17 protein-coding genes, 2 tRNA genes, 3 rRNA genes and 2 pseudogenes are annotated in these 25,508 nt (G+C 41.0%); 14 read left to right on the top strand and 10 right to left on the bottom strand.

Annotated features, from left to right (window positions below):
* Positions 1-271: 271 nt before the first annotated feature.
* Entirely contained in the window at positions 272-505 is a 234-nt protein-coding gene (locus tag E3U36_RS06495; protein WP_180815893.1) for a DUF1480 family protein, read from the bottom strand.
* Between the two features lie 266 nt (positions 506-771).
* Entirely contained in the window at positions 772-897 is a 126-nt protein-coding gene (locus E3U36_RS12965; protein ID WP_255479069.1) for a hypothetical protein, read from the bottom strand.
* Between E3U36_RS12965 and E3U36_RS06490 the strand changes: the two genes are divergently transcribed.
* The 4 genes from E3U36_RS06490 (at position 891) to prc (ending at position 5,541) form a co-directional block, all read left to right on the top strand.
* On the top strand, positions 891-1,814 hold the full coding sequence (locus E3U36_RS06490) for an IS5 family transposase (protein ID WP_180815892.1): 924 nt from the start codon (positions 891-893) through the stop codon (positions 1,812-1,814). The two genes, E3U36_RS12965 and E3U36_RS06490, sit on opposite strands and share 7 nt — an antisense overlap.
* Positions 1,815-2,211: 397 nt before the next feature.
* Positions 2,212-2,661 carry a free L-methionine (R)-S-oxide reductase MsrC gene (locus tag E3U36_RS06485; RefSeq protein ID WP_180817562.1) on the top strand — a complete coding sequence of 150 codons (450 nt, stop codon included), beginning with the start codon at positions 2,212-2,214 and terminating at the stop codon, positions 2,659-2,661.
* 95 nt (positions 2,662-2,756) lie between these two features.
* Complete coding sequence (gene proQ / locus E3U36_RS06480) at positions 2,757-3,479, top strand: RNA chaperone ProQ (protein ID WP_180815891.1); 723 nt, start codon at positions 2,757-2,759, stop codon at positions 3,477-3,479.
* Positions 3,480-3,543: 64 nt separating this feature from the next.
* The gene (gene prc, locus E3U36_RS06475) at positions 3,544-5,541 is read left to right on the top strand and encodes a carboxy terminal-processing peptidase (RefSeq protein ID WP_439647291.1); all 1,998 of its coding nucleotides are present in this window, start codon (positions 3,544-3,546) and stop codon (positions 5,539-5,541) included.
* A gap of 377 nt (positions 5,542-5,918) precedes the next feature.
* Here the strand turns inward: prc and E3U36_RS06470 are convergent, their stop codons facing one another.
* A complete protein-coding gene (locus E3U36_RS06470) occupies positions 5,919-6,842 on the bottom strand; it encodes an IS5 family transposase (RefSeq protein ID WP_180815889.1) in 924 nt (307 codons plus the stop codon).
* Positions 6,843-6,964: 122 nt separating this feature from the next.
* Positions 6,965-8,068, bottom strand: a complete 1,104-nt coding sequence (gene trmA, locus E3U36_RS06465) for a tRNA (uridine(54)-C5)-methyltransferase TrmA (RefSeq protein WP_180815887.1) — start codon at positions 8,066-8,068, stop codon at positions 6,965-6,967.
* Positions 8,069-8,401: 333 nt separating this feature from the next.
* On the opposite strand from trmA, the gene murI reads away from it, so the two are divergent.
* The 5 genes from murI to rrf all read left to right on the top strand — a co-directional run bounded on the left by murI (position 8,402) and on the right by rrf (position 14,937).
* Positions 8,402-9,241, top strand: coding sequence for a glutamate racemase (gene murI / locus E3U36_RS06460; protein WP_180815885.1), 840 nt, complete (start codon positions 8,402-8,404; stop codon positions 9,239-9,241).
* 441 nt (positions 9,242-9,682) lie between these two features.
* Positions 9,683-11,227: ribosomal RNA gene (locus E3U36_RS06455) — 16S ribosomal RNA — on the top strand.
* An 87-nt stretch (positions 11,228-11,314) separates the two neighbouring features.
* Positions 11,315-11,390 (top strand) — tRNA-Glu (locus E3U36_RS06450).
* Positions 11,391-11,763: 373 nt separating this feature from the next.
* A 23S ribosomal RNA gene (locus E3U36_RS06445) occupies positions 11,764-14,667 on the top strand.
* Between the two features lie 154 nt (positions 14,668-14,821).
* Positions 14,822-14,937 (top strand): 5S ribosomal RNA (gene rrf, locus E3U36_RS06440).
* Together the 16S, 23S and 5S rRNA genes with 1 tRNA gene alongside form the textbook arrangement of a ribosomal RNA operon.
* 112 nt (positions 14,938-15,049) lie before the next feature.
* Here the strand turns inward: rrf and pssA are convergent.
* The 3 genes and pseudogenes from pssA to E3U36_RS06425 form a co-directional block, all read right to left on the bottom strand.
* Complete coding sequence (gene pssA, locus E3U36_RS06435; protein WP_180817561.1) at positions 15,050-16,408, bottom strand: CDP-diacylglycerol--serine O-phosphatidyltransferase; 1,359 nt, start codon at positions 16,406-16,408, stop codon at positions 15,050-15,052.
* 193 nt (positions 16,409-16,601) lie between these two features.
* Positions 16,602-19,155: pseudogene (locus tag E3U36_RS06430) on the bottom strand (bifunctional acetate--CoA ligase family protein/GNAT family N-acetyltransferase).
* Positions 19,156-19,519: 364 nt separating this feature from the next.
* On the bottom strand, positions 19,520-19,699 hold the full coding sequence (locus E3U36_RS06425; protein ID WP_180815883.1) for a hypothetical protein: 180 nt from the start codon (positions 19,697-19,699) through the stop codon (positions 19,520-19,522).
* Here E3U36_RS06425 and E3U36_RS06420 point away from each other — a divergent pair.
* From E3U36_RS06420 to E3U36_RS06405, 4 genes and pseudogenes are all read left to right on the top strand, one after another.
* Positions 19,693-20,616, top strand: a pseudogene (locus E3U36_RS06420) (IS5 family transposase). The gene E3U36_RS06425 and the pseudogene E3U36_RS06420 sit on opposite strands and share 7 nt — an antisense overlap.
* A 136-nt stretch (positions 20,617-20,752) precedes the next feature.
* The gene (locus E3U36_RS06415; RefSeq protein WP_180815881.1) at positions 20,753-20,959 is read left to right on the top strand and encodes a hypothetical protein; all 207 of its coding nucleotides are present in this window, start codon (positions 20,753-20,755) and stop codon (positions 20,957-20,959) included.
* A gap of 7 nt (positions 20,960-20,966) precedes the next feature.
* Entirely contained in the window at positions 20,967-21,608 is a 642-nt protein-coding gene (locus E3U36_RS06410) for a pentapeptide repeat-containing protein (RefSeq protein WP_255479104.1), read from the top strand.
* A 180-nt stretch (positions 21,609-21,788) separates the two neighbouring features.
* The gene (locus E3U36_RS06405) at positions 21,789-22,145 is read left to right on the top strand and encodes a hypothetical protein (protein ID WP_238337403.1); all 357 of its coding nucleotides are present in this window, start codon (positions 21,789-21,791) and stop codon (positions 22,143-22,145) included.
* A 41-nt stretch (positions 22,146-22,186) separates the two neighbouring features.
* Here the strand turns inward: E3U36_RS06405 and E3U36_RS06400 are convergent, their stop codons facing one another.
* Complete coding sequence (locus E3U36_RS06400) at positions 22,187-23,110, bottom strand: IS5 family transposase (RefSeq protein ID WP_180815877.1); 924 nt, start codon at positions 23,108-23,110, stop codon at positions 22,187-22,189.
* Here E3U36_RS06400 and E3U36_RS06395 point away from each other — a divergent pair.
* A complete protein-coding gene (locus E3U36_RS06395) occupies positions 23,104-23,256 on the top strand; it encodes a hypothetical protein (protein ID WP_180815875.1) in 153 nt (50 codons plus the stop codon). The genes E3U36_RS06400 and E3U36_RS06395 overlap by 7 nt on opposite strands.
* A 346-nt stretch (positions 23,257-23,602) precedes the next feature.
* On the opposite strand, the gene E3U36_RS06390 is transcribed toward E3U36_RS06395, so the two are convergent.
* A tRNA-Pro gene (locus E3U36_RS06390) sits at positions 23,603-23,679 on the bottom strand.
* Between the two features lie 74 nt (positions 23,680-23,753).
* Positions 23,754-25,499, bottom strand: a complete 1,746-nt coding sequence (yejM, locus tag E3U36_RS06385) for an LPS biosynthesis-modulating metalloenzyme YejM (RefSeq protein WP_180815874.1) — start codon at positions 25,497-25,499, stop codon at positions 23,754-23,756.
* Between the last annotated feature and the right edge of the window lie 9 nt (positions 25,500-25,508).

Below are 25,508 nucleotides of genomic sequence, written 5' to 3'. Positions count from 1 at the left end.
AAACATACCGAATATATTTCGAATTTGAGAGAAAGTAAGGGCAATTTAAATTTAATTTTTGGCTAGTAAATATTTTATTCTATGAAAACAATTAATGTTAATTTAGTGTAATAAATGTGTTTTTATTACTGGCTAATTTTGTAACTGACAGCTAGTATTAAATTGCATTTTGTTACGTCTCTATGACAAATTTTAGCACACGGCTCTCTAGAGCCATTTCCCAAGACCGAGTATTGGAATTAGCTCGGTCTCTTTTTTAATTCTGATATGACTACACTATTCTCATAATCCAATGATGCTTTTTTTTATCATAGTACTGGCGATAGAGAAGAACAGGTTTATTATCTAGTTTTGCCGGAATGCTTGTATTTTCATCCCAGCCATCAAGTTGCATACAAAATTCAGTATCTGATTCACAAGGGATACTGATAGTGTTTTCAGCTGCGTCAGCCAAGAGTGCATCATCAATAACGTAGGTGGAAATTTTTAGTTTTGCTCTATTCATCTGTGATCCCCACTCATTATTTAAAATGTTAACAAATCGCTATAGATACTTTAAGTTTTTAGAATAGTATAAATGGAACGCTTTTCCAAAATTATTGGGATGGTGGTAAACGGGTGGCTTTTTTACTATTACTTATTGAAAATTAACAGTTTTAAATAACTTTTATGTTAATGAAAAATGTACCTTAGACGAAATTATAAGCGACTAAATTACAAATAAATTGCGATGAATCAATATTGCTAATTTAAATACAAATAGGGCTTAGGTTAATAGAGGCTTTGTTGAATAAATCGAACTTTTAGGTGATTGGGGCTTTGTTGAATAAATCGAACTTTTAGGTGATTGGCGGAGCTGATCGCTAAATTCGTTTCAACATCAGGTCCCCATGGCAAAGCAAAAGTTTAAAATTACCAACTGGCCCGCGTACAACAAGGCACTCAGACAACGCGGTTCCCTGACGGTCTGGCTTGATGAGTCGGCCATCGCTGGATGGACTGACAGTTCTTCGCCTGAAGGTCGTGGCCGGCCGCTTTACTACAGCGATATGGCTGTTACCACTGTCCTGATGATGAAGCGTGTGTTTAACCTGTCGCTCCGGGCATTACAGGGCTTCGTTGATTCGATTTTTAAACTCATGTCTTTGCCGCTGTGCTGTCCGGACTACTCGCTGGTCAGCAGACGAGCAAAGAGCGTCAACATCAGCATAAAAACGCCAACGCGTGGTGAAATCTCGCATCTGGTCATCGACAGTACCGGTCTGAAGGTCTTTGGCGAAGGTGAAAGGAAAGTCAGGCAGCATGGGGCTGACAGACGAAGAGTGTGGCGCAAGCTTCATCTGGCAGCAGACAGTGTGACTCATGAGATTATCTGTGCCGACTTATCGCTCAGCGGAACGACAGATGCGCAGGCACTGCCGGGCCTGATTAACCAAACCCACCGGAAAATCAGGGAAGTGTCAGCAGACGGTGCTTATGACGCCTGTTACTACCACGATGCGTTGCTAAGAAAGAAAATCAGGCCCCTTATCCCGCCGCGAAGCGGAGCGAAATACTGGCCGGATAAGTACCATGAACGTAACCATGCGGTGGCGAATCAGCGTCTGAGCAGGAGTAATGATATGTGGAAAAAGAAAGTGGGTTATCACCGGCGTTCAGTGGCAGAAACAGCGATGTTCCGCATAAAAACTTTGCTGGGTGGCCATCTGAGGCTGCGTGACTATGAGGCTCAGGTAGGTGAAGCAATGGCGATGGTCAAAGCGCTGAACCGTATGACGTTGTTGGGTATGCCACACAGCTTCAGGATCGGATAACAGCTGTAGCAGAGGGAGCCATCCTGTCGGCTAATTCTGATTTATTCAACAAAGCCGTTAATAGAATAAAAAGATAGCCGAAAATGATTATCGCCGGTTTTGTTGTTATATGTTATTACTGAAAATGCTTATAATTTTTTTATTGAAACTTTTTTCATATTTAATAATTAGCTAAAATTTGAATTAATTTTCATTTATTGTGTGATTTGACCGGCCAGTTAAATTACAATAAGTTAAAAAACATAACGATTAATATAGCGAATTGTTCACCTAGAGAGATAAAAAATTGCCATATTTGTGATTTATCTACCAGATGAGTATATGTAGAATTTGACAAACGGGATGTTAGGGAAAAAAAGTCTTTTATCATGATCTTTCATGTGATTTAACTAGCTTAATTGCAGGTGAATATGATTTTATTGCCACGCTTGCAAATACGAGTGCACTGCTGTTTGAAAGATTGGATAATATTAATTGGCTAGGGTTTTATCTGAAAAGTCATGATACGCTTGTGCTTGGCCCTTTGCATGGCAAGGTCGCATGTGTACGTATTGCGCAAGGAAAAGGTTTTTGTGGGACTGCTTTTATGGAAAATAGAGTACAGCGTATTGCTAATGTCCATTCTTTTACTGGGCACATTGCTTGCGCTAGTCTCAGTCGTTCAGAGATAGTTTTGCCGCTAGCAGTCAATCGACAGTTAATTGGCGTATTAGATATTATTGATAGTCCTATTTTTGATCGTTTTGATGAAGAGGATGAAAATGGTCTTAAAGCCTTAGTTGTAATACTTTGTAACCACTTGAAAGCATGTGTTATACCAAAATATCCACAAATTAATGTAATTTAACAGTTGGTTTGCGTGGCAATTGTCTGCAACGCTATTATAATATCGCCTGTTCATGCCTGCGTTGGTTGGCAAAACCGTTGTAATCAGGAAATTTCATGGAAAATCAACCTAAGTTGAATAGTAGTAAAGAAATAATTGCTTTTTTGGCTAAGCGTTTTCCTCAATGCTTTATTGCTGAAGGTGAGGCTCGTCCACTGAAGATTGGAATCTTTCAGGATATTGTGGCAAGACTTACTGAAGAGGATGGTATCAGTAAAACCCAATTGCGATCTGCTTTGCGAATGTATACTTCTAGTTGGCGTTATCTGTATGGTGTCAAAGAAGGTGCTAAACGTGTTGATTTGGATGGCAATGATTGTGGTGATCTGGAATCAGAACATGTGGAGTATGCGCGTCAGCAGCTAATGGATGCAAAGGCTCGTATTCAGACTCAACGAACAGAGCAAAAAGTAAGAAAACGGGAATTTCAACAGAAAGTCCAGAAGGTAGACAACGAAAAGATCTTATCGGCAACTTCTAGTAAGAAAAGTGAGTCTTCTCGCTCAACGACTAAGACTAAGGAAATAAATAAAAAACATAAACATCATTCTTATTCTAAAAATCAAGCTAAAAAAACTCATAATAGTAAAATGGCCAATCTAGCCAAATTACAGTCTGTAACGGATATTTCTACATTAAAAGTTGGTCAAGTATTAAAGGTTATGGTTGGCCAAAGTATCGTAGATGCGTCAGTGCTGGAGATAGCTAAGGATGGTGTTCGGGTACAATTGCCGACAGGATTGGCAATGATCGTACGCGCTGAGCATTTAAAGTTCTGATACTGAGGCCAATCACGGCATGAATAATTATATTAAACTGGCTTTTGTGTTTGGTATAACTGCAATGGCTACGTCATTCGCAGATACTGTAGCGCCTCCAACACTAATAACAACTCAGAAGCTTCCTCAGCTTCAACAGGAAAGCCAGCATGCCATTATTAGCGAAAGAGTTGTTTCACGTTTTACCCGTTCTCACTATCGCCAATTTAATTTGAATGAAAACTTTTCTAGTAAGATTTTTGCTCGTTATTTAAATCTGTTGGATTATAGCCATAATGTTTTTTTACAATCGGATATTGACAAATTTGATAGTGAGAAAAGCAAAGTAGGACAGCAGCTTGAAACCGGTCATCTAAATGAGTTTTATGCAATATTTAATTTAGCTCAACAGCGTCGCTATGAACGTTTTCAATATGCTTTATCGCGGCTTAATATGCCGCTAGATTTTGCTAATAACGATGTTATTGAAGTTGATAGAAGTAAAGCGCCTTGGCCTAAAACCGTTGAGGAGTTAAATAAGCTGTGGAATGCAAAAGTTAAATGTGATTGGTTGAATCTTAAGTTGTCAGGTAAAAATGACAGCGAAATTAAGCCAATATTAACAAAACGCTATAATTTTGCATTAAAACGTCTTGCGCAAACGCAAAGTGAAGATGTTTTTCAGTTGATTATGAATGCTTTTGCTAGAGAAATAGATCCGCATACTAACTATCTCTCTCCTCGTAATACCGAACAGTTTAACTCAGAAATGAGTTTGTCATTGGAGGGAATAGGCGCAGTACTTCGGCAAGATGAAGATGATATTATTATCAACTCAATGGTGGCGTGTGGTCCGGCAGCAAAAAGTAAATTATTAAAGGTCGGCGATAAGATTATTGGTGTAGGCCAAACGGGCAAGTCGATGACAGATGTTGTTGGCTGGCGACTAGATGATGTTGTTGCCCTTATCAAAGGACCTAAAGGTAGTAAGGTACGTCTTGAAGTTATTTCAGATTCGAAACGCGCCAAGCCCCATAGCGTGACATTAATTCGTGAGCATATTCGACTGGAAGATAGGGCAGTGAAACTCACGATCAAAAATGTTGGCAAGAAAAAAGTTGGCGTACTTGATATTCCCGGTTTTTACGTTGGATTAACTAATGACGTTAAAACACAGTTACAAAAAATGGATAAAAGTCATGTCACGGCACTTGTCATTGATTTACGTGGCAATGGCGGTGGTGCTTTAACCGAAGCAGTATCATTATCCGGTTTATTTATTCCAAGTGGTCCAATTGTTCAGGTACGTGATAACAACGGTAAAATTCGTCAGGATGTGGATGATGATGATGTCGTTTATTATAAAGGCCCACTTACGGTATTAATTGATCGCTTTAGTGCATCAGCGTCAGAAATTTTTGCTGCTGCAATGCAGGATTATGGTCGTGCGTTAATTGTTGGAGAATCATCTTTTGGTAAGGGTACCGTTCAGCAATATCATCCTTTAAGTCGTGTCTATGATCATATGTTACGTCCAGATTGGCCGGCTTTAGGCTCTGTCCAATATACTATTCAGAAGTTTTACCGCATCAATGGTGGTAGTACCCAGCGCAAAGGTGTTACACCGGATATCGTTATGCCAACGGGTATCGATCCAGCTGAAACGGGTGAGAATTTTGAAGATAATGCCTTAACTTGGGATAGCATTATGCCTGCTAGCTATAGTGTTGTCGGTAATATTAGCCAATATGTTGCTAATTTAATTGCTAATTACAAGGAACGCATAGCGAAAAATCCTGAGTTTAAATATATTGAGGAAGATATTGCCCGCTATCGCGCTATGAAGGCGAGTAAAAATATTATTTCGCTTAATTATGTTAAGCGTGAAAAGGAAAATCGAGAAGCGGACACAATTAAATTAAGTCGTATTAATGAACGCTTTGCTCTACAAGGGAAAGCACCATTAAAAACGATAGATGATTTACCTAAAAATTATGAATTACCAGATCCCTATCTTGATGAAACAGTGAAAATTGCAGTTGATCTGGCAGATTTGCAAGCGTCGCATCAGACTAAAAAATAATTAAAATTCATTTTTATACTAAAAAACCAGCAATATCTGGTTTTTTAGTATAAAGAGTTGGTTAATGTTTAATAAAAATTTTCACATTAACTCAATGTTATTTATCTTTGCATTTTTCATCAGAAGAGATAACTCGCTTATTTAAGTGATTACTAGATCATTTTCGATATGACCTAAATATAGTCGTCTAAATGACATATTAAAATATCGGTTTATTATTTATGTTTGATATTATTTATTTCATACTCACTCTCTATTAGCGACAAATTCTTTTATGGAATTAGCTTATATTTATTTTTAACTCACCGACAATATTCGGTAGGCTTTGTTGAATAAATCAGAATTAGCCGACAGGATGGCTCCCTCTGCTACAGCTGTTATCCGATCCTGACGCTGTGTGGCATACCCAACAACGTCATACGGTTCAGCGCTTTGACCATCGCCATTGCTTCACCTACCTGAGCCTCATAGTCACGCAGGCTCAGATGGCCACCCAGCAAAGTTTTTATGCGGAACATCGCTGTTTCTGCCATTGAACGCCGGTGATAACCCACTTTCTTTTTCCACATATCATTACTCCTGCTCAGACGCTGATTCGCCACCGCATGGTTACGTTCATGGTACTTGTCCGGCCAGTATTTCGCTCCGCTTCGCGGCGGGATAAGGGGCCTGATTTTCTTTCTTAGCAACGCATCGTGGCAGTAACAGGCGTCATAAGCACCGTCTGCTGACACTTCCCTGATTTTCCGGTGGGTTTGGTTAATCAGGCCCGGCAGTGCCTGCGCATCTGTCGTTCCGCTGAGCGATAAGTCGGCACAGATAATCTCATGAGTCACACTGTCTGCTGCCAGATGAAGCTTGCGCCACACTCTTCGTCTGTCAGCCCCATGCTGCCTGACTTTCCATTCACCTTCGCCAAAGACCTTCAGACCGGTACTGTCGATGACCAGATGCGAGATTTCACCACGCGTTGGCGTTTTTATGCTGATGTTGACGCTCTTTGCTCGTCTGCTGACCAGCGAGTAGTCCGGACAGCACAGCGGCAAAGACATGAGTTTAAAAATCGAATCAACGAAGCCCTGTAATGCCCGGAGCGACAGGTTAAACACACGCTTCATCATCAGGACAGTGGTAACAGCCATATCGCTGTAGTAAAGCGGCCGGCCACGACCTTCAGGCGAAGAACAGTCAGTCCATCCAGCGATGGCCGACTCATCAAGCCAGACCGTCAGGGAACCGCGTTGTCTGAGTGCCTTGTTGTACGCGGGCCAGTTGGTAATTTTAAACTTTTGCTTTGACATGGGGACCTGATGTTGAAACGAATTTAGCGATCAGCTCCGCCAATCACCTAAAAGTTCGATTTATTCAACAAAGCCACTTATAAAATAAAACGCCATATTTTTTAATGGCGTTTTTATCTCATTCAAATATGTTTTTTCTCAAGTAAAACACCGCATTCAATATGGTGGGTATAAGGAAATTGATCAAATAACGCTAATCGATCAATTTTATGAGTTTTATTGAGTATATTTAAATTGTGACAAAGTGTATTAGGATTACAGGATATATAAAGAATGCGTGGATATTTTTGTACTAATTCAAGCGTTTTTTCATCTAAACCACAGCGAGGCGGATCGATTAAAATAGTCTTACATTTATAACTTGTTAAATCAACACCTTCAAGGCGTTTAAACTGACGTTCACCTCGTATTGCTTGGGTAAAATCTTCTGCTGACATTCGAATAATTTTTACATTATTAATTTTATTAGCTTCAATATTATATTGAGCTGCTGCTACTGATGGTTTTGCAATCTCGGTTGCCAGAACACGATTAAAATTTTGTGCTAGTGCGATAGAAAAATTACCGTTTCCACAATAAAGCTCCAGTAAATCACCTTTTGTGTTTTTAGTAATATTAATCGCCCATTCTAACATTTTGATATTTATTCCGGCATTGGGCTGGGTAAAACTATTTTCAATTTGGCGATAGATAATTGACTTAACTGAAATAGGTAATACCTCATCAATATGATCCTGTTCTAATATAATTTTTGTTTTTGCTGCGCGGCCAATAAGTTGTATATTAAAACCTTGATTAATTAGAGCGCTACGTAATTGTTTAGCTTCTTCAATCCATTCTTGTTCCAATTTTTTATGATAAATTAATGAAACAATAATCTTATTACTTAATGTTGATAAATAATCTACTTGGAAGAGTTTATACCGTAAAAGCGGTTTAGTTTTAATTAATGGAATTAAAGCAAGCATCATTTGATTAATTAATTTACTAGCGCTAGGTAATTGATCAACTCTTATACGTTGTTTAGTCGTTTGATCAAACATTATATGAAATAAATCTGGTCCTTCATGCCAGAGACGAAATTCAGCGCGCATTCTATAATGGGAAAAATCAGAACGAAAAATTTCTGGTTCAGGTGCATTAAAAGGCAGCATAATACTGTTTAAATATTTGATTTTTTCAGCTAACTGCAAGTTGTATTGGGTAATTGACAAATTATTTAGCATGTATTCAGATTCATCTTGATAAAAAATTTTCTATCGTGAGATTGTAGAGAAAGAGAAGTCTAGCTTTGGTGCACGATTTATAGATAGTAATTACAAAGGTTTTTCTAAAGCTTATTTTTTGCATATTGATAGTAAGAGTCGTAAAGTTGTAGTTCTTCGATATTGGACGGTAATGCAAAAATAAAAATAGGTTATAATATTGTCTTAAAACCAGCGGACAATTATTACAACAGCACAGGATTCATTCAATCTATTATTACTGTATAATTACTCATGACTATTTTTACTAACAATTCTCTTATCAGCATATTGTTCATTATTGTGATGAAATGAATGAAAAATGAAATAAAAAAAGTAACCTCTGCTCAGTCGAAAACGGCTCGGCCAACTATTCTAATTTTTGATTCTGGTGTTGGTGGGTTATCTGTTTATCGTGAAGTCAGACAGCTATTGCCAGATTTACACTATATTTATGCTTTTGATAATGATGCTTTTCCTTATGGAGAGAAAAGTGCAGAATTTATTATTGAATGTATTATTCGCTTCATCGATCAAATTCAACAAAAACATGCGTTAGCAATAGCAATTATTGCTTGTAATACGGCAAGTACGGTCAGTTTGCCTGCTTTAAGAGCGCATTTCCAATTTCCAATTATTGGGGTTGTTCCCGCAATAAAACCAGCAACTAAATTAACACGTAATGGTGTTATTGGATTATTAGCAACTAAGGTAACGGTTAGTGGAAACTATACTAGAGAACTGATCGATCGATTTGCCGTTGATTGTCAAGTTGAGATGATCGCTTCATCAGAATTAGTCGAATTAGCAGAAAAAAAACTTCATGGTCAGGTAATCTCAAAAGAAGCGTTAGTGCGCATTGTAAAACCGTGGTTAAAAATGAAAGAACCCCCTGATACCATTGTGCTCGGTTGTACACACTTTCCGTTATTATCGGCAGAACTAAAAGAAGTGCTGCTTGACGGAACCAGAATCATTGATTCAGGCGCTGCAATTGCCAGACGAGCGGTTTGGTTAATCAATAACCATCAAAATTTGATTTTGACAAAAAGTAAAAATATCGCCTATTGCACTAAAATTGATGTTGAAGCTGAAAAGCTTATTCCTGTACTGATAAATGAAGGTTTTAATCGGTTAGAAAAAATTTCTATTTAAGCCGAGTTGTTGAAATATAAACCAATTAGACAAATTTTTTTAAATAACGCTTGCCAGCGGCTTAAAAGCGCCTATAATGCCGCCCCCCACTGAGTCAGTATAGAACGAATCAATTGAATTAAATTTTCTTGACGCATGGTAAAGAAAAGTAGAAATAACTACTTGACCTTACAGGTGAAAAGCGTAATATACGCCACCTCGCGGCCTAGGTCGCACGCTCTTTAACAATTAATCAGACAATCTGTGTGGGCACTCGCAAGACATCATCAAAAAATATTTGATTTTAAAGTCTTGAAGAGTGACAAACAGTTAATTCATATATGAACTAATATGCAGTAACGTTATTTTGGACGGCAGCGGCGAAGGTGGTCAAACATCGGCAAAGCGGGTTGAACAAAAGGGCGTTACGGTCAGTAAAACATTCTTTGAGCATCAAGCTTTTAATTGAAGAGTTTGATCATGGCTCAGATTGAACGCTGGCGGCAGGCCTAACACATGCAAGTCGAGCGGCAGCGGAAGGAAGCTTGCTTCCTTGCCGGCGAGCGGCGGACGGGTGAGTAAGGTATGGGGATCTGGCCGAAGGCGGGGGATAACCACTGGAAACGGTGGCTAATACCGCATAATCTCTAAGGAGCAAAGTGGGGGACCGTTCTGGCCTCACACCTGCGGATGAACCCATATGAGATTAGCTAGTAGGTGGGGTAATGGCTCACCTAGGCGACGATCTCTAGCTGGTCTGAGAGGATGATCAGCCACACTGGGACTGAGACACGGCCCAGACTCCTACGGGAGGCAGCAGTGGGGAATATTGCACAATGGGCGCAAGCCTGATGCAGCCATGCCGCGTGTATGAAGAAGGCCTTCGGGTTGTAAAGTACTTTCAGTCGTGAGGAAGGTGTTAAGGTTAATAACCTTAGCAATTGACGTTAGCGACAGAAGAAGCACCGGCTAACTCCGTGCCAGCAGCCGCGGTAATACGGAGGGTGCGAGCGTTAATCGGAATTACTGGGCGTAAAGGGCACGCAGGCGGTTAATTAAGTTGGATGTGAAATCCCCGGGCTTAACCTGGGAATGGCATTCAAGACTGGTTAGCTAGAGTCGTGTAGAGGGGGGTAGAATTCCATGTGTAGCGGTGAAATGCGTAGAGATGTGGAGGAATACCGGTGGCGAAGGCGGCCCCCTGGACAAAGACTGACGCTCATGTGCGAAAGCGTGGGGAGCAAACAGGATTAGATACCCTGGTAGTCCACGCTGTAAACGATGTCGATTTGGAGGTTGTGGTCATAAACTGTGGCCTCCGGAGCTAACGCGTTAAATCGACCGCCTGGGGAGTACGGCCGCAAGGTTAAAACTCAAATGAATTGACGGGGGCCCGCACAAGCGGTGGAGCATGTGGTTTAATTCGATGCAACGCGAAGAACCTTACCTACTCTTGACATCCAGCGAATCCTTTAGAGATAGAGGAGTGCCTTCGGGAACGCTGAGACAGGTGCTGCATGGCTGTCGTCAGCTCGTGTTGTGAAATGTTGGGTTAAGTCCCGCAACGAGCGCAACCCTTATCCTTTGTTGCCAGCGAGTAGTGTCGGGAACTCAAAGGAGACTGCCGGTGATAAACCGGAGGAAGGTTGGGATGACGTCAAGTCATCATGGCCCTTACGAGTAGGGCTACACACGTGCTACAATGGCGTATACAGAGAGAGGCGAGCCAGCGATGGGAAGCGGAACTCAGAAAGTACGTCGAAGTCCGGATTGGAGTCTGCAACTCGACTCCATGAAGTCGGAATCGCTAGTAATCGCGGATCAGCATGTCGCGGTGAATACGTTCCCGGGCCTTGTACACACCGCCCGTCACACCATGGGAGTGGGTTGCAAAAGAAGTAGGTAGCTTAACCTTTTTGGATGGCGCTTACCACTTTGTGATTCATGACTGGGGTGAAGTCGTAACAAGGTAACCGTAGGGGAACCTGCGGTTGGATCACCTCCTTACCTAGATAGATGGAATGTGAGTGTTCACACAGATTGTCTGATGAAATAGCGCGTAAAGCCAATCTAAGATTGACTGAAGAGCTTGAAGTCCCCTTCGTCTAGAGGCCTAGGACATCGCCCTTTCACGGCGGTAACAGGGGTTCGAATCCCCTAGGGGACGCCACTTTAGTGATTTAGAAAGGCGGTGCATCACACTTTTAGTTTTGTGTACTTTTTGTGCTTTACGCAATAATGATTAAACCAATTTAGTGAGTTGGTTTACCAATTATGCTCTTTAACAATCTGGAACAAGCTGAAAATTGAAACACACATTATTAAAAAAATAGTGTGGAGAACTCTCAAAACTCCAATCAGTTGGGTTTTTGTTGTCATGATGAAGAGTTATGAGCGAGCAGTCAGCAATTCGAGGCGGCCAGCGCACAGCAAGCGCAGCGTACTAAAGTACGTGAGCATTGCGCGCAATGCCCAACACAGAATTGGTGGACGCTCATCCATAACCCAACAAAAAGACAGTAGAAGACCCCTTCGGGTTGTGAGGTTAAGCGAATGAAGCGTACACGGTGGATGCCTAGGCAGTCAGAGGCGATGAAGGACGTGCTAATCTGCGAAAAGCGTCGGTAAGCTGATATGAAGCGTATTAGCCGGCGATGTCCGAATGGGGAAACCCAGTGCATTAATGCACTATCGTTTGATGAATTCATAGTCAAACGAGGCGAACCGGGGGAACTGAAACATCTCAGTATCCCGAGGAAAAGAAATCAACCGAGATTCCCCCAGTAGCGGCGAGCGAACGGGGAGCAGCCCAGAGTCAACATCAATATTTACCGCAGGAGAAGGGTCTGGAAAGGCCAGCAATAAAGGGTGATAGCCCCGTATCTGAAACGGTAAGTGTTGTGAACTCGAAGAGTAAGGCGGGACACGTGTTATCCTGTCTGAATATGGGGGGACCATCCTCCAAGGCTAAATACTACTGACTGACCGATAGTAAACCAGTACCGTGAGGGAAAGGCGAAAAGAACCCCGGCGAGGGGAGTGAAATAGAACCTGAAACCGTGTACGTACAAGCAGTGGGAGCACCCGACAGGGTGTGACTGCGTACCTTTTGTATAATGGGTCAGCGACTTATATTCTGTAGCAAGGTTAACCGTATAGGGGAGCCGTAGGGAAACCGAGTCTGAACTGGGCGTTAAGTTGCAGGGTATAGACCCGAAACCCGGTGATCTAGCCATGGGCAGGTTGAAGGTTGGGTAACACTAACTGGAGGACCGAACCGACTAATGTTGAAAAATTAGCGGATGACTTGTGGCTGGGGGTGAAAGGCCAATCAAACCGGGAGATAGCTGGTTCTCCCCGAAAGCTATTTAGGTAGCGCCTCGTGCATTCATCTTCGGGGGTAGAGCACTGTTTCGGCTAGGGGGTCATCCCGACTTACCAACCCGATGCAAACTACGAATACCGAAGAATGTTATCACGGGAGACATACGGCGGGTGCTAACGTCCGTCGTGAAGAGGGAAACAACCCAGACCGCCAGCTAAGGTCCCGAAGTCATGGTTAAGTGGGAAACGAAGTGGGAAGGCTTAGACAGCCAGGATGTTGGCTTAGAAGCAGCCATCATTTAAAGAAAGCGTAATAGCTCACTGGTCGAGTCGGCCTGCACGGAAGATGTAACGGGGCTAAACCATGCACCGAAGCTGCGGCAGCGACATTTAGATGTTGTTGGGTAGGGGAGCGTTCTGTAAGCCGTAGAAGGTGGACTGAGAGGTCTGCTGGAGGTATCAGAAGTGCGAATGCTGACATAAGTAACGATAAAGCGGGTAAAAAACCCGCTCGCCGAAAGACCAAGGTTTCCTGTCCAACGTTAATCGGGGCAGGGTAAGTCGACCCCTAAGGCGAGGCTGAAAAGCGTAGTCGATGGGAAACGGGTTAATATTCCCGTACTAATGGTTACTGCGAAGGGGGGACGGAGAAGGCTAGGCTATCCGGGCGACGGTTGTCCCGGTTTAAGCGAGTAGGTGGGTAGTGCAGGCAAATCCGCACTGCTACAACACTGAGACGTGATGACGAGCCACCAAGGTGGTGAAGTAGTTGATGCCCAGCTTCCAGGAAAAGCCTCTAAGCGATAGGTAATCATTAATCGTACCCAAAACCGACACAGGTGGTTAGGTAGAGAATACTCAGGCGCTTGAGAGAACTCGGGTGAAGGAACTAGGCAAAATGGTGCCGTAACTTCGGGAGAAGGCACGCTGGCATTAGGTGAAGGGTCTAGCATCCGGAGCTGAAGCCAGTCGAAGATACCAGCTGGCTGCAACTGTTTATTAAAAACACAGCACTGTGCAAACACGAAAGTGGACGTATACGGTGTGACGCCTGCCCGGTGCTGGAAGGTTAATTGATGGGGTAAGCAGTAAGGCGAAGCTCTTGATCGAAGCCCCAGTAAACGGCGGCCGTAACTATAACGGTCCTAAGGTAGCGAAATTCCTTGTCGGGTAAGTTCCGACCTGCACGAATGGCGTAATGATGGCCAGGCTGTCTCCACCCGAGACTCAGTGAAATTGAACTCGCTGTGAAGATGCAGTGTACCCGCGGCAAGACGGAAAGACCCCGTGAACCTTTACTATAGCTTGACACTGAACATTGAGCCTTGATGTGTAGGATAGGTGGGAGGCTTTGAAGTGTGGACGGCAGTCTGCATGGAGCCAACGTTGAAATACCACCCTTTAATGTTTGATGTTCTAACTTAGGCCCGTAATCCGGGCTGAGGACAGTGTCTGGTGGGTAGTTTGACTGGGGCGGTCTCCTCCCAAAGCGTAACGGAGGAGCACGAAGGTTGGCTAATCACGGTCGGACATCGTGAGGTTAGTGCAAAGGCATAAGCCAGCTTGACTGCGAGCGTGACGGCGCGAGCAGGTACGAAAGTAGGTCTTAGTGATCCGGTGGTTCTGAATGGAAGGGCCATCGCTCAACGGATAAAAGGTACTCCGGGGATAACAGGCTGATACCGCCCAAGAGTTCATATCGACGGCGGTGTTTGGCACCTCGATGTCGGCTCATCACATCCTGGGGCTGAAGTAGGTCCCAAGGGTATGGCTGTTCGCCATTTAAAGTGGTACGCGAGCTGGGTTTAGAACGTCGTGAGACAGTTCGGTCCCTATCTGTCGTGGGCGAAGGAAGATTGAGGGGGGCTGCTCCTAGTACGAGAGGACCGGAGTGGACGCACCACTGGTGTACAGGTTGTCATGCCAATGGCATCGCCTGGTAGCTAAGTGCGGAAGAGATAACCGCTGAAAGCATCTAAGCGGGAAACTGGCCTCAAGATGAGTCTTCCCTGACAGTAATGTCCTATAAGGGGTGTTCGAGACGAGGACGTAGATAGGCTGGATGTGTAAGCGTAGCGATACGTTGAGCTAACCAGTACTAATGACCCGAGAGGCTTAACCTGACAACACCGAAGGTGTTTTGAGAGAGAGAATTTTAGCTTGTTTTGAGATTGAATCTGGTCGGATTTTGCTGAAGGCCGAGGTATGTTCGCTACTTAGGTAGGTGAGCAGACTATAAGGCAGCGAAATAAGACGGGATAAATAGAAAAGAATTTGTCTGGCGGTAATAGCGCGGTGGTCCCACCTGACCCCATGCCGAACTCAGAAGTGAAATGCCGTAGCGCCGATGGTAGTGTGGGGTATCCCCATGTGAGAGTAGGGAGCTGCCAGACTTTAATTATGTTAAGAAAGCCACCCCAGGGTGGCTTTTTGACGTTTTAATTATTGATAACACATTGATTCAAAAAAGTTTATTATTTTGTAGTTGGAAATTGAGCTAACCTATTACAGAATGCGACGTATTAGCCTATCAACGCGGATCCTGCGTAAACGGCGAATAAATTTTTTAATTTTTACTGGATAGCGCTGGATATTTTCAAGCTCTTGATAGTGACTTACAATATGAGTATTAGTTGTTATACATTTTAATTCTTTGTTTTTTTGCTGTAACAAAACTTTTTGGGGATCATGAATTAATATTGCATTCTCTAAATCCAGTACCCATGCACGAGGATTGAGATTATTACCGGTTATTAATTGCCAGTTATTATCTATCCAAATTCCTTTTAAATGATAGCTATTTTCTCCGTCTTTCCATAATCTAATAGTTAATTGCTGGTTATCTACAAAGCGTTGTAACCTACAGATAAAACGGCGTAGGTTAATTTCATATAAATAAGGTAATGCACTGATAATTTTAAAAGGTTCTTCTGGTGGAATGTAAAAGTCATTAGCCGTTTTATCGCCAATGATAATTTCAATTTGTTTGCCGTCATCACGCAGTAATTTACTAATTATACGCGTTAAAATAGTGGGTAAATTAAAATAGGGTGTACAGATAGTAATTTTCTTTTCTGTACTGTTCATTAAATGCGTAATAGTTTTATTTAATTCGTTTTTTTTGCCTAAACCGATTAATGGAGTTACTGCTAACTCTTCATTTGTGGCATTATTTTGCAATTGATAGTGACAACTTTTTAAGCTATGGCGAAATTGTTTAATTAAACTTTTAATTTGAGTATTGCGGGGACGATGAGCTTGATCTATACGCTGGATGGCTGGTGAAGATAGCAAACTTTGGTCGATAAAACTTTTCATAATTGCAGCTAATTGCGCATTATCTAATATATGATAACGATCGTAACGATAACGTTGGTGTTGCTGGAGATAGACATCATTAATACTGGCGCCGCTATAAATAACCGTATCATCGAAGATAAAACCTTTTAGATGTAAAACACCTAATGCTTCACGTGTGTTGACCGGGATACCAAAAATAGCGATTTCTGATCCTGGGTGTGCCATTGCCATTTGATAATACCAATCTGCATTAGTTGCGCTGGCATCTGCACCAATGCGACCACGTTGAGCACGATGCCAGTCAACCATTATTTTGATATCTAATTCTGGTCGTACCATTTTTGCTTGATAAAGCGCATTTAGTATGTCTCGTCCTGCATCATCATGTTCGAAGTAAAGTGCAGTAATATAAATATACCGTTGAGCGTTTGCAATTTTGTCCAACAGAGCTTTTCGAAAACTTTCTGTTTGGTATAGGGTGACAACTCCAGCAGCAGACTGAGGTAATTTTGCTAATTGCTCAAGATATTGTTGATGCTTTGCTTTTTTTAATTTGGACAACATCACAGTGTAAATTTTCTCTTTTTTATTAAAGGAGTAGATTACATACTCTGGTTTAGGTTTATTGAAAATTGGTGATTCATGATACCATTAGTTTAATTTTTTGTATCTATTAATCCTAGCTATGTTGACCGATTGTTCAGCCACTATTTATTGCATTATTAGTTCTATTTATTTAGTTATAAGATTCTTTTCTTCATAGAGTTAGATCAAGATTGACAATACTATCTTCAAATTGAATATTGAGACTAAAACCTAATTTTTGTGCTAACTGTAGCATTTTTTGATTTTCAGGCATGGTGATTGCAGTAAGTCGTCGAGTGCCTCGACTACGGCTATATCTAATAATTTTGTCCATTAACTGATATCCAAGTGTATTACCTTTCATATCAGAACGTACTAAAACGGCAAATTCTGCTTGCTGATTGTCAGGATATTCTACCACACGAACCACGCCAATAATCTCGGAATTTTTTTTAATAGCGATAAAGGCCATTTCTCGGTCATAATCGATTTGTGTCATATTCGCTAAGGCATCATGGGTAAATTCGCTAATTTCACTAAAATAACGATAATAAAGATCTTCTTTTGTTACCTGAGCAATAAAATCTTTGAGTAAATGTTCGTCTTCTGGCAGGATAGGTCTAAGTTGACATTTTATGCCATTTTTAAGAGAGATAATTTCTTCTAATTCATTAGTATAGGGTCTAATTGCTAATCTTGCTTTAGGATCACCGACTATTGGACAGAGTTCCATAGCAACATCCAGTAAAGTGAATTCTTCATCACATGCTAAAAGTGGGTGAATATTTAGTCGTACAATTTGCGGGCAATCTATTAGTAAGTTTGAAACGCGGACGAGTAATTGGCAGAGACCATCAATATTCAATTGATGGGATGAATTGGTTGATTTTATTTTGTGATTTTTAATTGCTTGAATAACTAAATATCTGGCTAATGTCATGTTAAGAGGAGGGATTGCCACCGCAGCATGGGTTTATGGCTGCCATTCGATATCTCCATCACCTAATAAGATCAAAGGACCAAAAATAGGATCTTGTTCAATGGCTATTTTTAACTCTAGAGCGCCTGCTTTATTTGCCATACTTTGTACTAATAAACCTTGGATCATGGCGTTAGGAAAGTGTTGCGCCGCGCGATCAAAAATTCCCTGGCTAGCATCTGCTACCTCTTGGGCATTACGTAAATAGAGCATAAAGCCTTGAATATCAGATTTGTGAGGAATATCTGCAGAGCGTAATTTTAAAACAACAGGATAGCCAATTCTTTCAGCGATAGTGATTGCCTGATCACTGTTATGAGCTATCCAGGTAGGTAAAATTTTTAAGCCATATGCGCGTAAAATGGGTTCCACTTCGTGTGTATCAAGTTGGGTGATCCCTTTTTTTAGTGCTTTTTGGATTAATGCATGGGCTTTTGTTGTGTTAGCCGTTAATCCAACTGGTGTTCGATAAGTTGGAATACTCGCTTCACTAAAACGTTTACGTGCATCTTGTGATAAATATTCGCCACACCAGTTAGTGAATATGGTTATCCACTTGCTGCGGGGATGTGATTGAATGGTTTAAATAATCCTTTCAGCAGTAAATAAACTGTTGGCAATGGTACTAGGTGAATGAATAAGTAATATAGCATCATGATCCTGGCTATCTAACATAATATTTAGGATTTTGATGTAACATTCTATGGTTGCATCATCACCGATATTAATTGGATTTTGGTTCGAGTAAAGATTGGGGAAAAATGGCTTGAATTTTTTGTTGAGTATTAGCATTAAGAATTGCCAGTTTTCCTTTGCGCCGAAAAAGCTCATCGAGTGCCATTGCGGCAGGTCCGTTACCATTACTAATAATAGAAAGTCTGTCTCCCTTTAGAGGAGACATGTGACTGAGTGTTTCTACAGCAGAAAACATTTCATGGGTATCTTGTACTCGAAGTAATCCTGCCCGTTGAATAGCTGCGTCATAAGCAGCATCAAAACTTTGTACTTCACCTAGTAAATATTGGGCTTGTTGGGTACGCCCGCTTTTAACAACCAGAATGGGTTTATTACGTGATGCACTGCGAGCCGCTGAAAGGAATCTCCGTGCCTGTTGTATATGTTCTATATAGAGTAAGATGGCGCTAGTTTTATTCTCTCTGGCAAGAAAATCAAGTAGATCATCGATATCAATGTCTAAACTGTTTCCCAGAGCGATAAAGTAAGAAAAGCCAATTTTACGTTGTTGTGCCCAGTCCAGAATAATATTAGAAACTGCTGCAGATTGTGAAATGAAAGCCAGTTTGCCTTTTAGAATTGGAATTGGTGAAAAGCTGGCATTTAGTTGCTGCCAGGGGGCAAGGATCCCCAAACTATTGTGTCTCAATAGTCTTATATTGTACTCCTGAGTTAATGCTTTAAGTTTTACAAACTGAGAGGGTGGTGATGAGAGGATAATGGCCGCTTTACACCCCATTTTTCCCAGTTGCTTTAGGCAGGTTAAATTTCTGTCTGAATTTGTGCAGATAACAGCTAAGTCTGGTGAGAATGGTAATTTATCAATCGTAGGGTAAGTGAGTATTCCCATTACCGCATTTTTATTTGGTGTAACCGGCAGGATCGGGCCTGTAAAGCCACTAGAAAGTAGATTCTTTATAATAACGGAACCCGCTCGTTCTGGTTGTTCTGAGGCACCAATAACTGCAATGGATTTAGGTCGCAATAATGCGTCGAGTCCACGCTGGCTCATAGATATTTACCTTTTTATGGGTATTGTCTATCAATGTAGCTGATTTTTTCGCATTTTTCTGTGATTTTTGCTGCTTGAAGACAAAGTATGTTTGCTGGAAATTATTTGTAAAAATAAGTTATGCAGTGATAATTTCATAATTATTAGTTTTTTATGGATTTTTTATTCTTAAATGGTGGTTATTTTAACGTCGCATATATACACGATAAAATTGAACGGTGTTAAAAAATTAGCTTGCTATTGAAAGCGGAATTTAAAAGCAAAAAAATGATAAAAGTTTATCATTTTAAATAGCGCAGAATATTGTATTGTCATTAATAAAAAATAAAACCATTTCTTCAAGTTACTATCAATAAATATTGCCCTAAAGAAAATTAATAAGATGGTGTTTTAAGCGATACACTATTGGCAACAATCGAGAATTCAACATCATAGAGGTTAATATGTTTAGGATCTCAAAAGGGCTTTGTTGAATAAATCGAACTTTTAGGTGATTGGCGGAGCTGATCGCTAAATTCGTTTCAACATCAGGTCCCCATGTCAAAGCAAAAGTTTAAAATTACCAACTGGCCCGCGTACAACAAGGCACTCAGACAACGCGGTTCCCTGACGGTCTGGCTTGATGAGTCGGCCATCGCTGGATGGACTGACAGTTCTTCGCCTGAAGGTCGTGGCCGGCCGCTTTACTACAGCGATATGGCTGTTACCACTGTCCTGATGATGAAGCGTGTGTTTAACCTGTCGCTACGGGCATTACAGGGCTTCGTTGATTCGATTTTTAAACTCATGTCTTAGCCGCTGTGCTGTCCGGACTACTCGCTGGTCAGCAGACGAGCAAAGAGCGTCAACATCAGCATAAAAACGCCAACGCGTGGTGAAATCTCGCATCTGGTCATCGACAGTACCGGTCTGAAGGTCTTTGGCGAAGGTGAATGGAAAGTCAGGCAGCATGGGGCTGACAGACGAAGAGTGTGGCGCAAGCTTCATCTGGCAGCAGACAGTGTGACTCATGAGATTATCTGTGCCGACTTATCGCTCAGCGGAACGACAGATGCGCAGGCACTGCCGGGCCTGATTAACCAAACCCACCGGAAAATCAGGGAAGTGTCAGCAGACGGTGCTTATGACGCCTGTTACTGCCACGATGCGTTGCTAAGAAAGAAAATCAGGCCCCTTATCCCGCCGCGAAGCGGAGCGAAATACTGGCCGGACAAGTACCATGAACGTAACCATGCGGTGGCGAATCAGCGTCTGAGCAGGAGTAATGATATGTGGAAAAAGAAAGTGGGTTATCAACGGCGTTCAGTGGCAGAAACAGCGATGTTCCGCATAAAAACTTTGCTGGGTGGCCATCTGAGGCTGCGTGACTATGAGGCTCAGGTAGGTGAAGCAATGGCGATGGTCAAAGCGCTGAACCGTATGACGTTGTTGGGTATGCCACACAGCTTCAGGATCGGATAACAGCTGTAGCAGAGGGAGCCATCCTGGCGGCTAATTCTGATTTATTCAACAAAGCCTCTCAAAAGATGAAAATAAAATATTTTCCTCTTTTTAGCCTGATCTTATTACGGAAGAGCAGGCTAAAATAACAACCAATTTGGCAATTTTAACAGAAAAATTAGCTTTAGATTGTAGTTTAGCTGATAGACAAGATTGGCAAAATAAAAAATTAGCCAGTTTAATGGAGAAATTACAAATAAGAGAAGCCGGTGATTATTTTGAGTTAGCTAAAATTGATTTGACGGGCATACAGTTACCAGCAGAAATTGATCTTAGTCACGTGAACTTAATGCGTAGTACGTAGTAGGCTAATCGCGGTTAAAATGAAAAATGCCTATTTACAAGGTAGTAATTTATTTGGAGCTGATTTAAGCAAAGCAGATTTAAGTAATGCCAAATTAAATAATGCTCTTTTAGACCGGTCGGTTCTGGCAGATGCGAATATATCTAATGCGGATTTGCAAGGCGCAAATCTCAATAATGCTGATTTAAAATTCTGTAATTTAGCCATGGCTAATTTGAGCGAAGCTCAACTAAAATATGCTGATTTAACCCATGCTAAATTAATGTCAGCAAATTTGTCGCAAACATTGTTATTATGTAGCGTTATGTCAAGGGTTGATTTAACAACCGCAAATTTGTCAAACTCTCAGTTGTACCATATTGATTTAACTGATGCTAATTTGACTAACGCTAATTTAGAACGCACTAATGGTGAAAGTTCAATATTAACAAATGCTAAATTAATAGGTGCAAATTTAACGCGAGCTCATTTTCGTTGCGCTAATATGCAAAATGTAGATTTGACCAATGCGATTTTACTAAATACTGATTTATGGGGCGCAGATTTGACTGATGCGAATCTCACGGATGCTAATTTAAAAAAAGCCAATCTAACAAATATTAATTTTACTAACAGCAATTTAACTGGTGCGACGATATCTTTGGAGTAGTTAATTAATTTAGACCTCAATTCGATCGTATTGGATAAAGCAATCATTTTATTGATAGATTTTAAGTGGGATCAATATCACCTGGATCGATGTTTAAATCATATAAATAATCGAGAGACAAATAGTGTATTAATGCAGATAGCTAGCATTGATAAAATGTATGATGTTGCAAAAATAGACATGATAAAGCAAATTATTTCATCATTAACAAAACAGAAAGTTGATACTTCTACCATTGAAGTGTCATTAATCGATATTTTAGTTGAACAACCCTATTATGCAGATACTGAAATTTCAAATTGGCTAAAAAGTGTTTGTATTAACTATATTGGCAAATTTAATGATTGGCCGATGTCATTACAAAAAGACTCTGTTATTAATTTAATGATAGATACTTTCCAAAATTATCCTGATTTATTTTTTAATTATAATTCAGCCTTTATACAGACTATTTCCCAAGCTATATATGAAACTCATTCAGAGGAATTAAATGTAAAAGCAAAAGCTATTTATGATCACTACGGCTTTGTTGAATAAATCAGAATTAGCCGCCAGGATGGCTCCCTCTGCTACAGCTGTTATCCGATCCTGAAGCTGTGTGGCATACCCAACAACGTCATACGGTTCAGCGCTTTGACCATCGCCATTGCTTCACCTACCTGAGCCTCATAGTCACGCAGCCTCAGATGGCCACCCAGCAAAGTTTTTATGCGGAACATCGCTGTTTCTGCCACTGAACGCCGTTGATAACCCACTTTCTTTTTCCACATATCATTACTCCTGCTCAGACGCTGATTCGCCACCGCATGGTTACGTTCATGGTACTTGTCCGGCCAGTATTTCGCTCCGCTTCGCGGCGGGATAAGGGGCCTGATTTTCTTTCTTAGCAACGCATCGTGGCAGTAACAGGCGTCATAAGCACCGTCTGCTGACACTTCCCTGATTTTCCGGTGGTTTTGGTTAATCAGGCCCGGCAGTGCCTGCGCATCTGTCGTTCCGCTGAGCGATAAGTCGGCACAGATAATCTCATGATTCACACTGTCTGCTGCCAGATGAAGCTTGCGCCACACTCTTCGTCTGTCAGCCCCATGCTGCCTGACTTTCCATTCACCTTCGCCAAAGACCTTCAGACCGGTACTGTCGATGACCAGATGCGAGATTTCACCACGCGTTGGCGTTTTTATGCTGATGTTGACGCTCTTTGCTCGTCTGCTGACCAGCGAGTAGTCCGGACAGCACAGCGGCAAAGACATGAGTTTAAAAATCGAATCAACGAAGCCCTGTAATGCCCGGAGCGACAGGTTAAACACACGCTTCATCATCAGGACAGTGGTAACAGCCATATCGCTGTAGTAAAGCGGCCGGCCACGACCTTCAGGCGAAGAACTGTCAGTCCATCCAGCGATGGCCGACTCATCAAGCCAGACCGTCAGGGAACCGCGTTGTCTGAGTGCCTTGTTGTACGCGGGCCAGTTGGTAATTTTAAACTTTTGCTTTGCCATGGGGACCTGATGTTGAAACGAATTTAGCGATCAGCTCCGCCAATCACCTAAAAGTTCGATTTATTCAACAAAGCCTGTCTAAATTGTTTACCATACATGAAAGCCAGATACTAATAATGAACAATAGGGATCAACAATTTAATTGAGCACTGAAGAAAAATAGGTAACTTGGACATAACTAGTGGTCCTATCAGCTTTGGTAATTCCCCTTATATCAGTTTTTGATTAGCTGAATAAGAAACCAAAGAAGCTACCATAAGGAAAAATGTTATCTTTTCCATTTTACTTTCAAATTAGGCAGTATTAATTTAAACGCTATTTTATTTAATTATAAATTTTGAAAATTGATTTATATGAAGTCTTTGATGCGATAGACCAATGAAAGAGCAGAAAACCACCAATAATTATCGATCATCTTACTCCAATTTTACCATCGGTGCATTTCAAGCACAAAAAAACCAATCATAACTGATTGGTTTTCTTAGTAAATCTTGGTCGGCATGAGAGGATTTGAACCTCCGACCCCCGACACCCCATGACGGTGCGCTACCAGGCTGCGCTACATGCCGATATAGGCTCGCTATACTACCGTTTTTTTGGTTAAAATCAATAGCAAGTACTACGACCGCTTGATTTTTAAGCATTAATTAGTATTAAAACGGGTAGATTCGGCAAAAGCTCTTAGCAGTTGAGTTAAATCAGGTTTTTCATCTGTTATTTTATTGCCTTTATCATCAAAGATATAAACCTCACCATTTTGATTAAGGTAAAGCGTTTTATTAGTAAAGTTAATAATTAGTACTTGTTTATCACCTGATAAAACCCAGGGTTGGTTACGTTTAGGGGTAAAAAGATCTTCTCCTTGAGAATAGTCTTCTGGTGAATTATCAACATAAAGTAAACGCTGCATTAAGGTGGTCATAATATCTTGATGACTGGTTAGCTTATTAATTTGCTGTGGTGGGGTATTAGGCCAATATACCCATAAAGGCACCTTCATTTGTTTAAGATTAAATTTACCGTTAGTGAACCATTTTGTTGTTTCATGAGTTTCTGGATTGCTACTATGGTTTGCCGTAATGACTACAACGGTATTGTTTAACATATTTTTTTGTTTTAGCGCATCAATTATGCGTTTAATCTCATGATCTAATTGTAACTTATTATTACTTTGCGATTTATGATTATCAAAACCATTAAGATTAAGAAAAGAAAACCACCGAGTCTGGTTTTCTATGCTATCTAACCATTTTACCCATTCATTGGTAGTTTGATAATCATTACCGGCAGCATTTTCTGGTAACGAATAATCTGCCAGAATTGCATGACGAAATAATGGTGAGCTAAAACCATTCGATGAAAACAGACCAAATTGATAGTTTTGATATTTTAATGCTTCAATTAGGGCGGAAAGTTTTCTGCTATTAAGTATACTATCTAAATAACTAGGCGATAAACCGTAGAATAGGCTAAATAGCGCCCGTTGGTTTTGGATACCTGTACTGAGATGTTGATTAAATTGCGTACTGATTGATTTAACAGTATTCAATGCTGGCATACCTTCAGTTGTATCTTGATAGTTAAGATTATTAACGACCAGTAGTAATAAATTATACTTTGGTGCTTGTTTTTGATAGCTAAGTGGTTTGAGTGGATATTCAATAGACAGTGCTGAAGGGTTGCCTTCTTGTTGTATCTTGCGTTGATATTCCACTGGATCGAGATAACCATAGCGTTCAAGAAATTTTCTCGCTGTCATTGGGTGAGATAGGGGATAGTTAGCTCGCTGCATAGTTATTGGGCGATAAAAATTTGCATCAGCCCAAATATACATTAAATGGGAAGCAACAAATGCTGTGATGAAGATACCTGCCAAGGGTTTAGTGACTCGTTGACGGTTTAGGCTGCGTAATTTTTGCCAACTCCAGGTAGCAAATAACATCTCAATAAAAAAAATGATAGGCACACAAATAAACAGCAACGGCCATTCTCTCGCCATTTCGCCGTTTTTAGGATTTATTAATAACTCCCATAGTAGTGGTGTTAAATGGAGGTTATAGCGCGAAAAAAACGCAATATCAAAAATGAGAAAAGTCAGTATTGTGGTGGTAAGGATGGTGTATAGAAATCTTAGCAGTCGCTGTGAACCAATAATGAAAGTAATAAGAAAGATGATTAAAAGATAACAGGCAAAAATAACAAAGCTAAAATGCCCAAGCCAGCTAACAATAGCATAAATACGGCCGAATAACGTACCCGGCCAATCAAAAACAAACAGATATCGGCTACTTAATACTAAACTGAGTACTATATTGAATAACGTAAACCAGTGTCCCCAGCTTATCATTTGGGAGACTTTTTCACGATAGTTTCGAGAGTTGGTCACCATGTAATATTT

The organism is Arsenophonus endosymbiont of Aphis craccivora (assembly GCF_013460135.1).
Lineage (GTDB): Bacteria > Pseudomonadota > Gammaproteobacteria > Enterobacterales > Enterobacteriaceae > Arsenophonus > Arsenophonus nilaparvatae.
This window is presented reverse-complemented; position numbering and strand designations above follow the sequence as displayed.

What these genes read in the sequence shown, in the direction of transcription:
- E3U36_RS06495 (WP_180815893.1), bottom strand. Translation starts at nt 505, where the DNA reads ATGAATAGAGCAAAACTAAAAATTTCCACCTACGTTATTGATGATGCA.
- E3U36_RS06490 (WP_180815892.1), top strand. Translation starts at nt 891, where the DNA reads ATGGCAAAGCAAAAGTTTAAAATTACCAACTGGCCCGCGTACAACAAG.
- pssA (WP_180817561.1), bottom strand. Translation starts at nt 16,408, where the DNA reads ATGTTGTCCAAATTAAAAAAAGCAAAGCATCAACAATATCTTGAGCAA.
- proQ (WP_180815891.1), top strand. Translation starts at nt 2,757, where the DNA reads ATGGAAAATCAACCTAAGTTGAATAGTAGTAAAGAAATAATTGCTTTT.
- E3U36_RS06470 (WP_180815889.1), bottom strand. Translation starts at nt 6,842, where the DNA reads ATGTCAAAGCAAAAGTTTAAAATTACCAACTGGCCCGCGTACAACAAG.
- murI (WP_180815885.1), top strand. Translation starts at nt 8,402, where the DNA reads ATGAAAAATGAAATAAAAAAAGTAACCTCTGCTCAGTCGAAAACGGCT.
- E3U36_RS06405 (WP_238337403.1), top strand. Translation starts at nt 21,789, where the DNA reads ATGATAAAGCAAATTATTTCATCATTAACAAAACAGAAAGTTGATACT.
- trmA (WP_180815887.1), bottom strand. Translation starts at nt 8,068, where the DNA reads ATGCTAAATAATTTGTCAATTACCCAATACAACTTGCAGTTAGCTGAA.
- E3U36_RS06400 (WP_180815877.1), bottom strand. Translation starts at nt 23,110, where the DNA reads ATGGCAAAGCAAAAGTTTAAAATTACCAACTGGCCCGCGTACAACAAG.
- yejM (WP_180815874.1), bottom strand. Translation starts at nt 25,499, where the DNA reads ATGGTGACCAACTCTCGAAACTATCGTGAAAAAGTCTCCCAAATGATA.
- prc (WP_439647291.1), top strand. Translation starts at nt 3,544, where the DNA reads ATGGCTACGTCATTCGCAGATACTGTAGCGCCTCCAACACTAATAACA.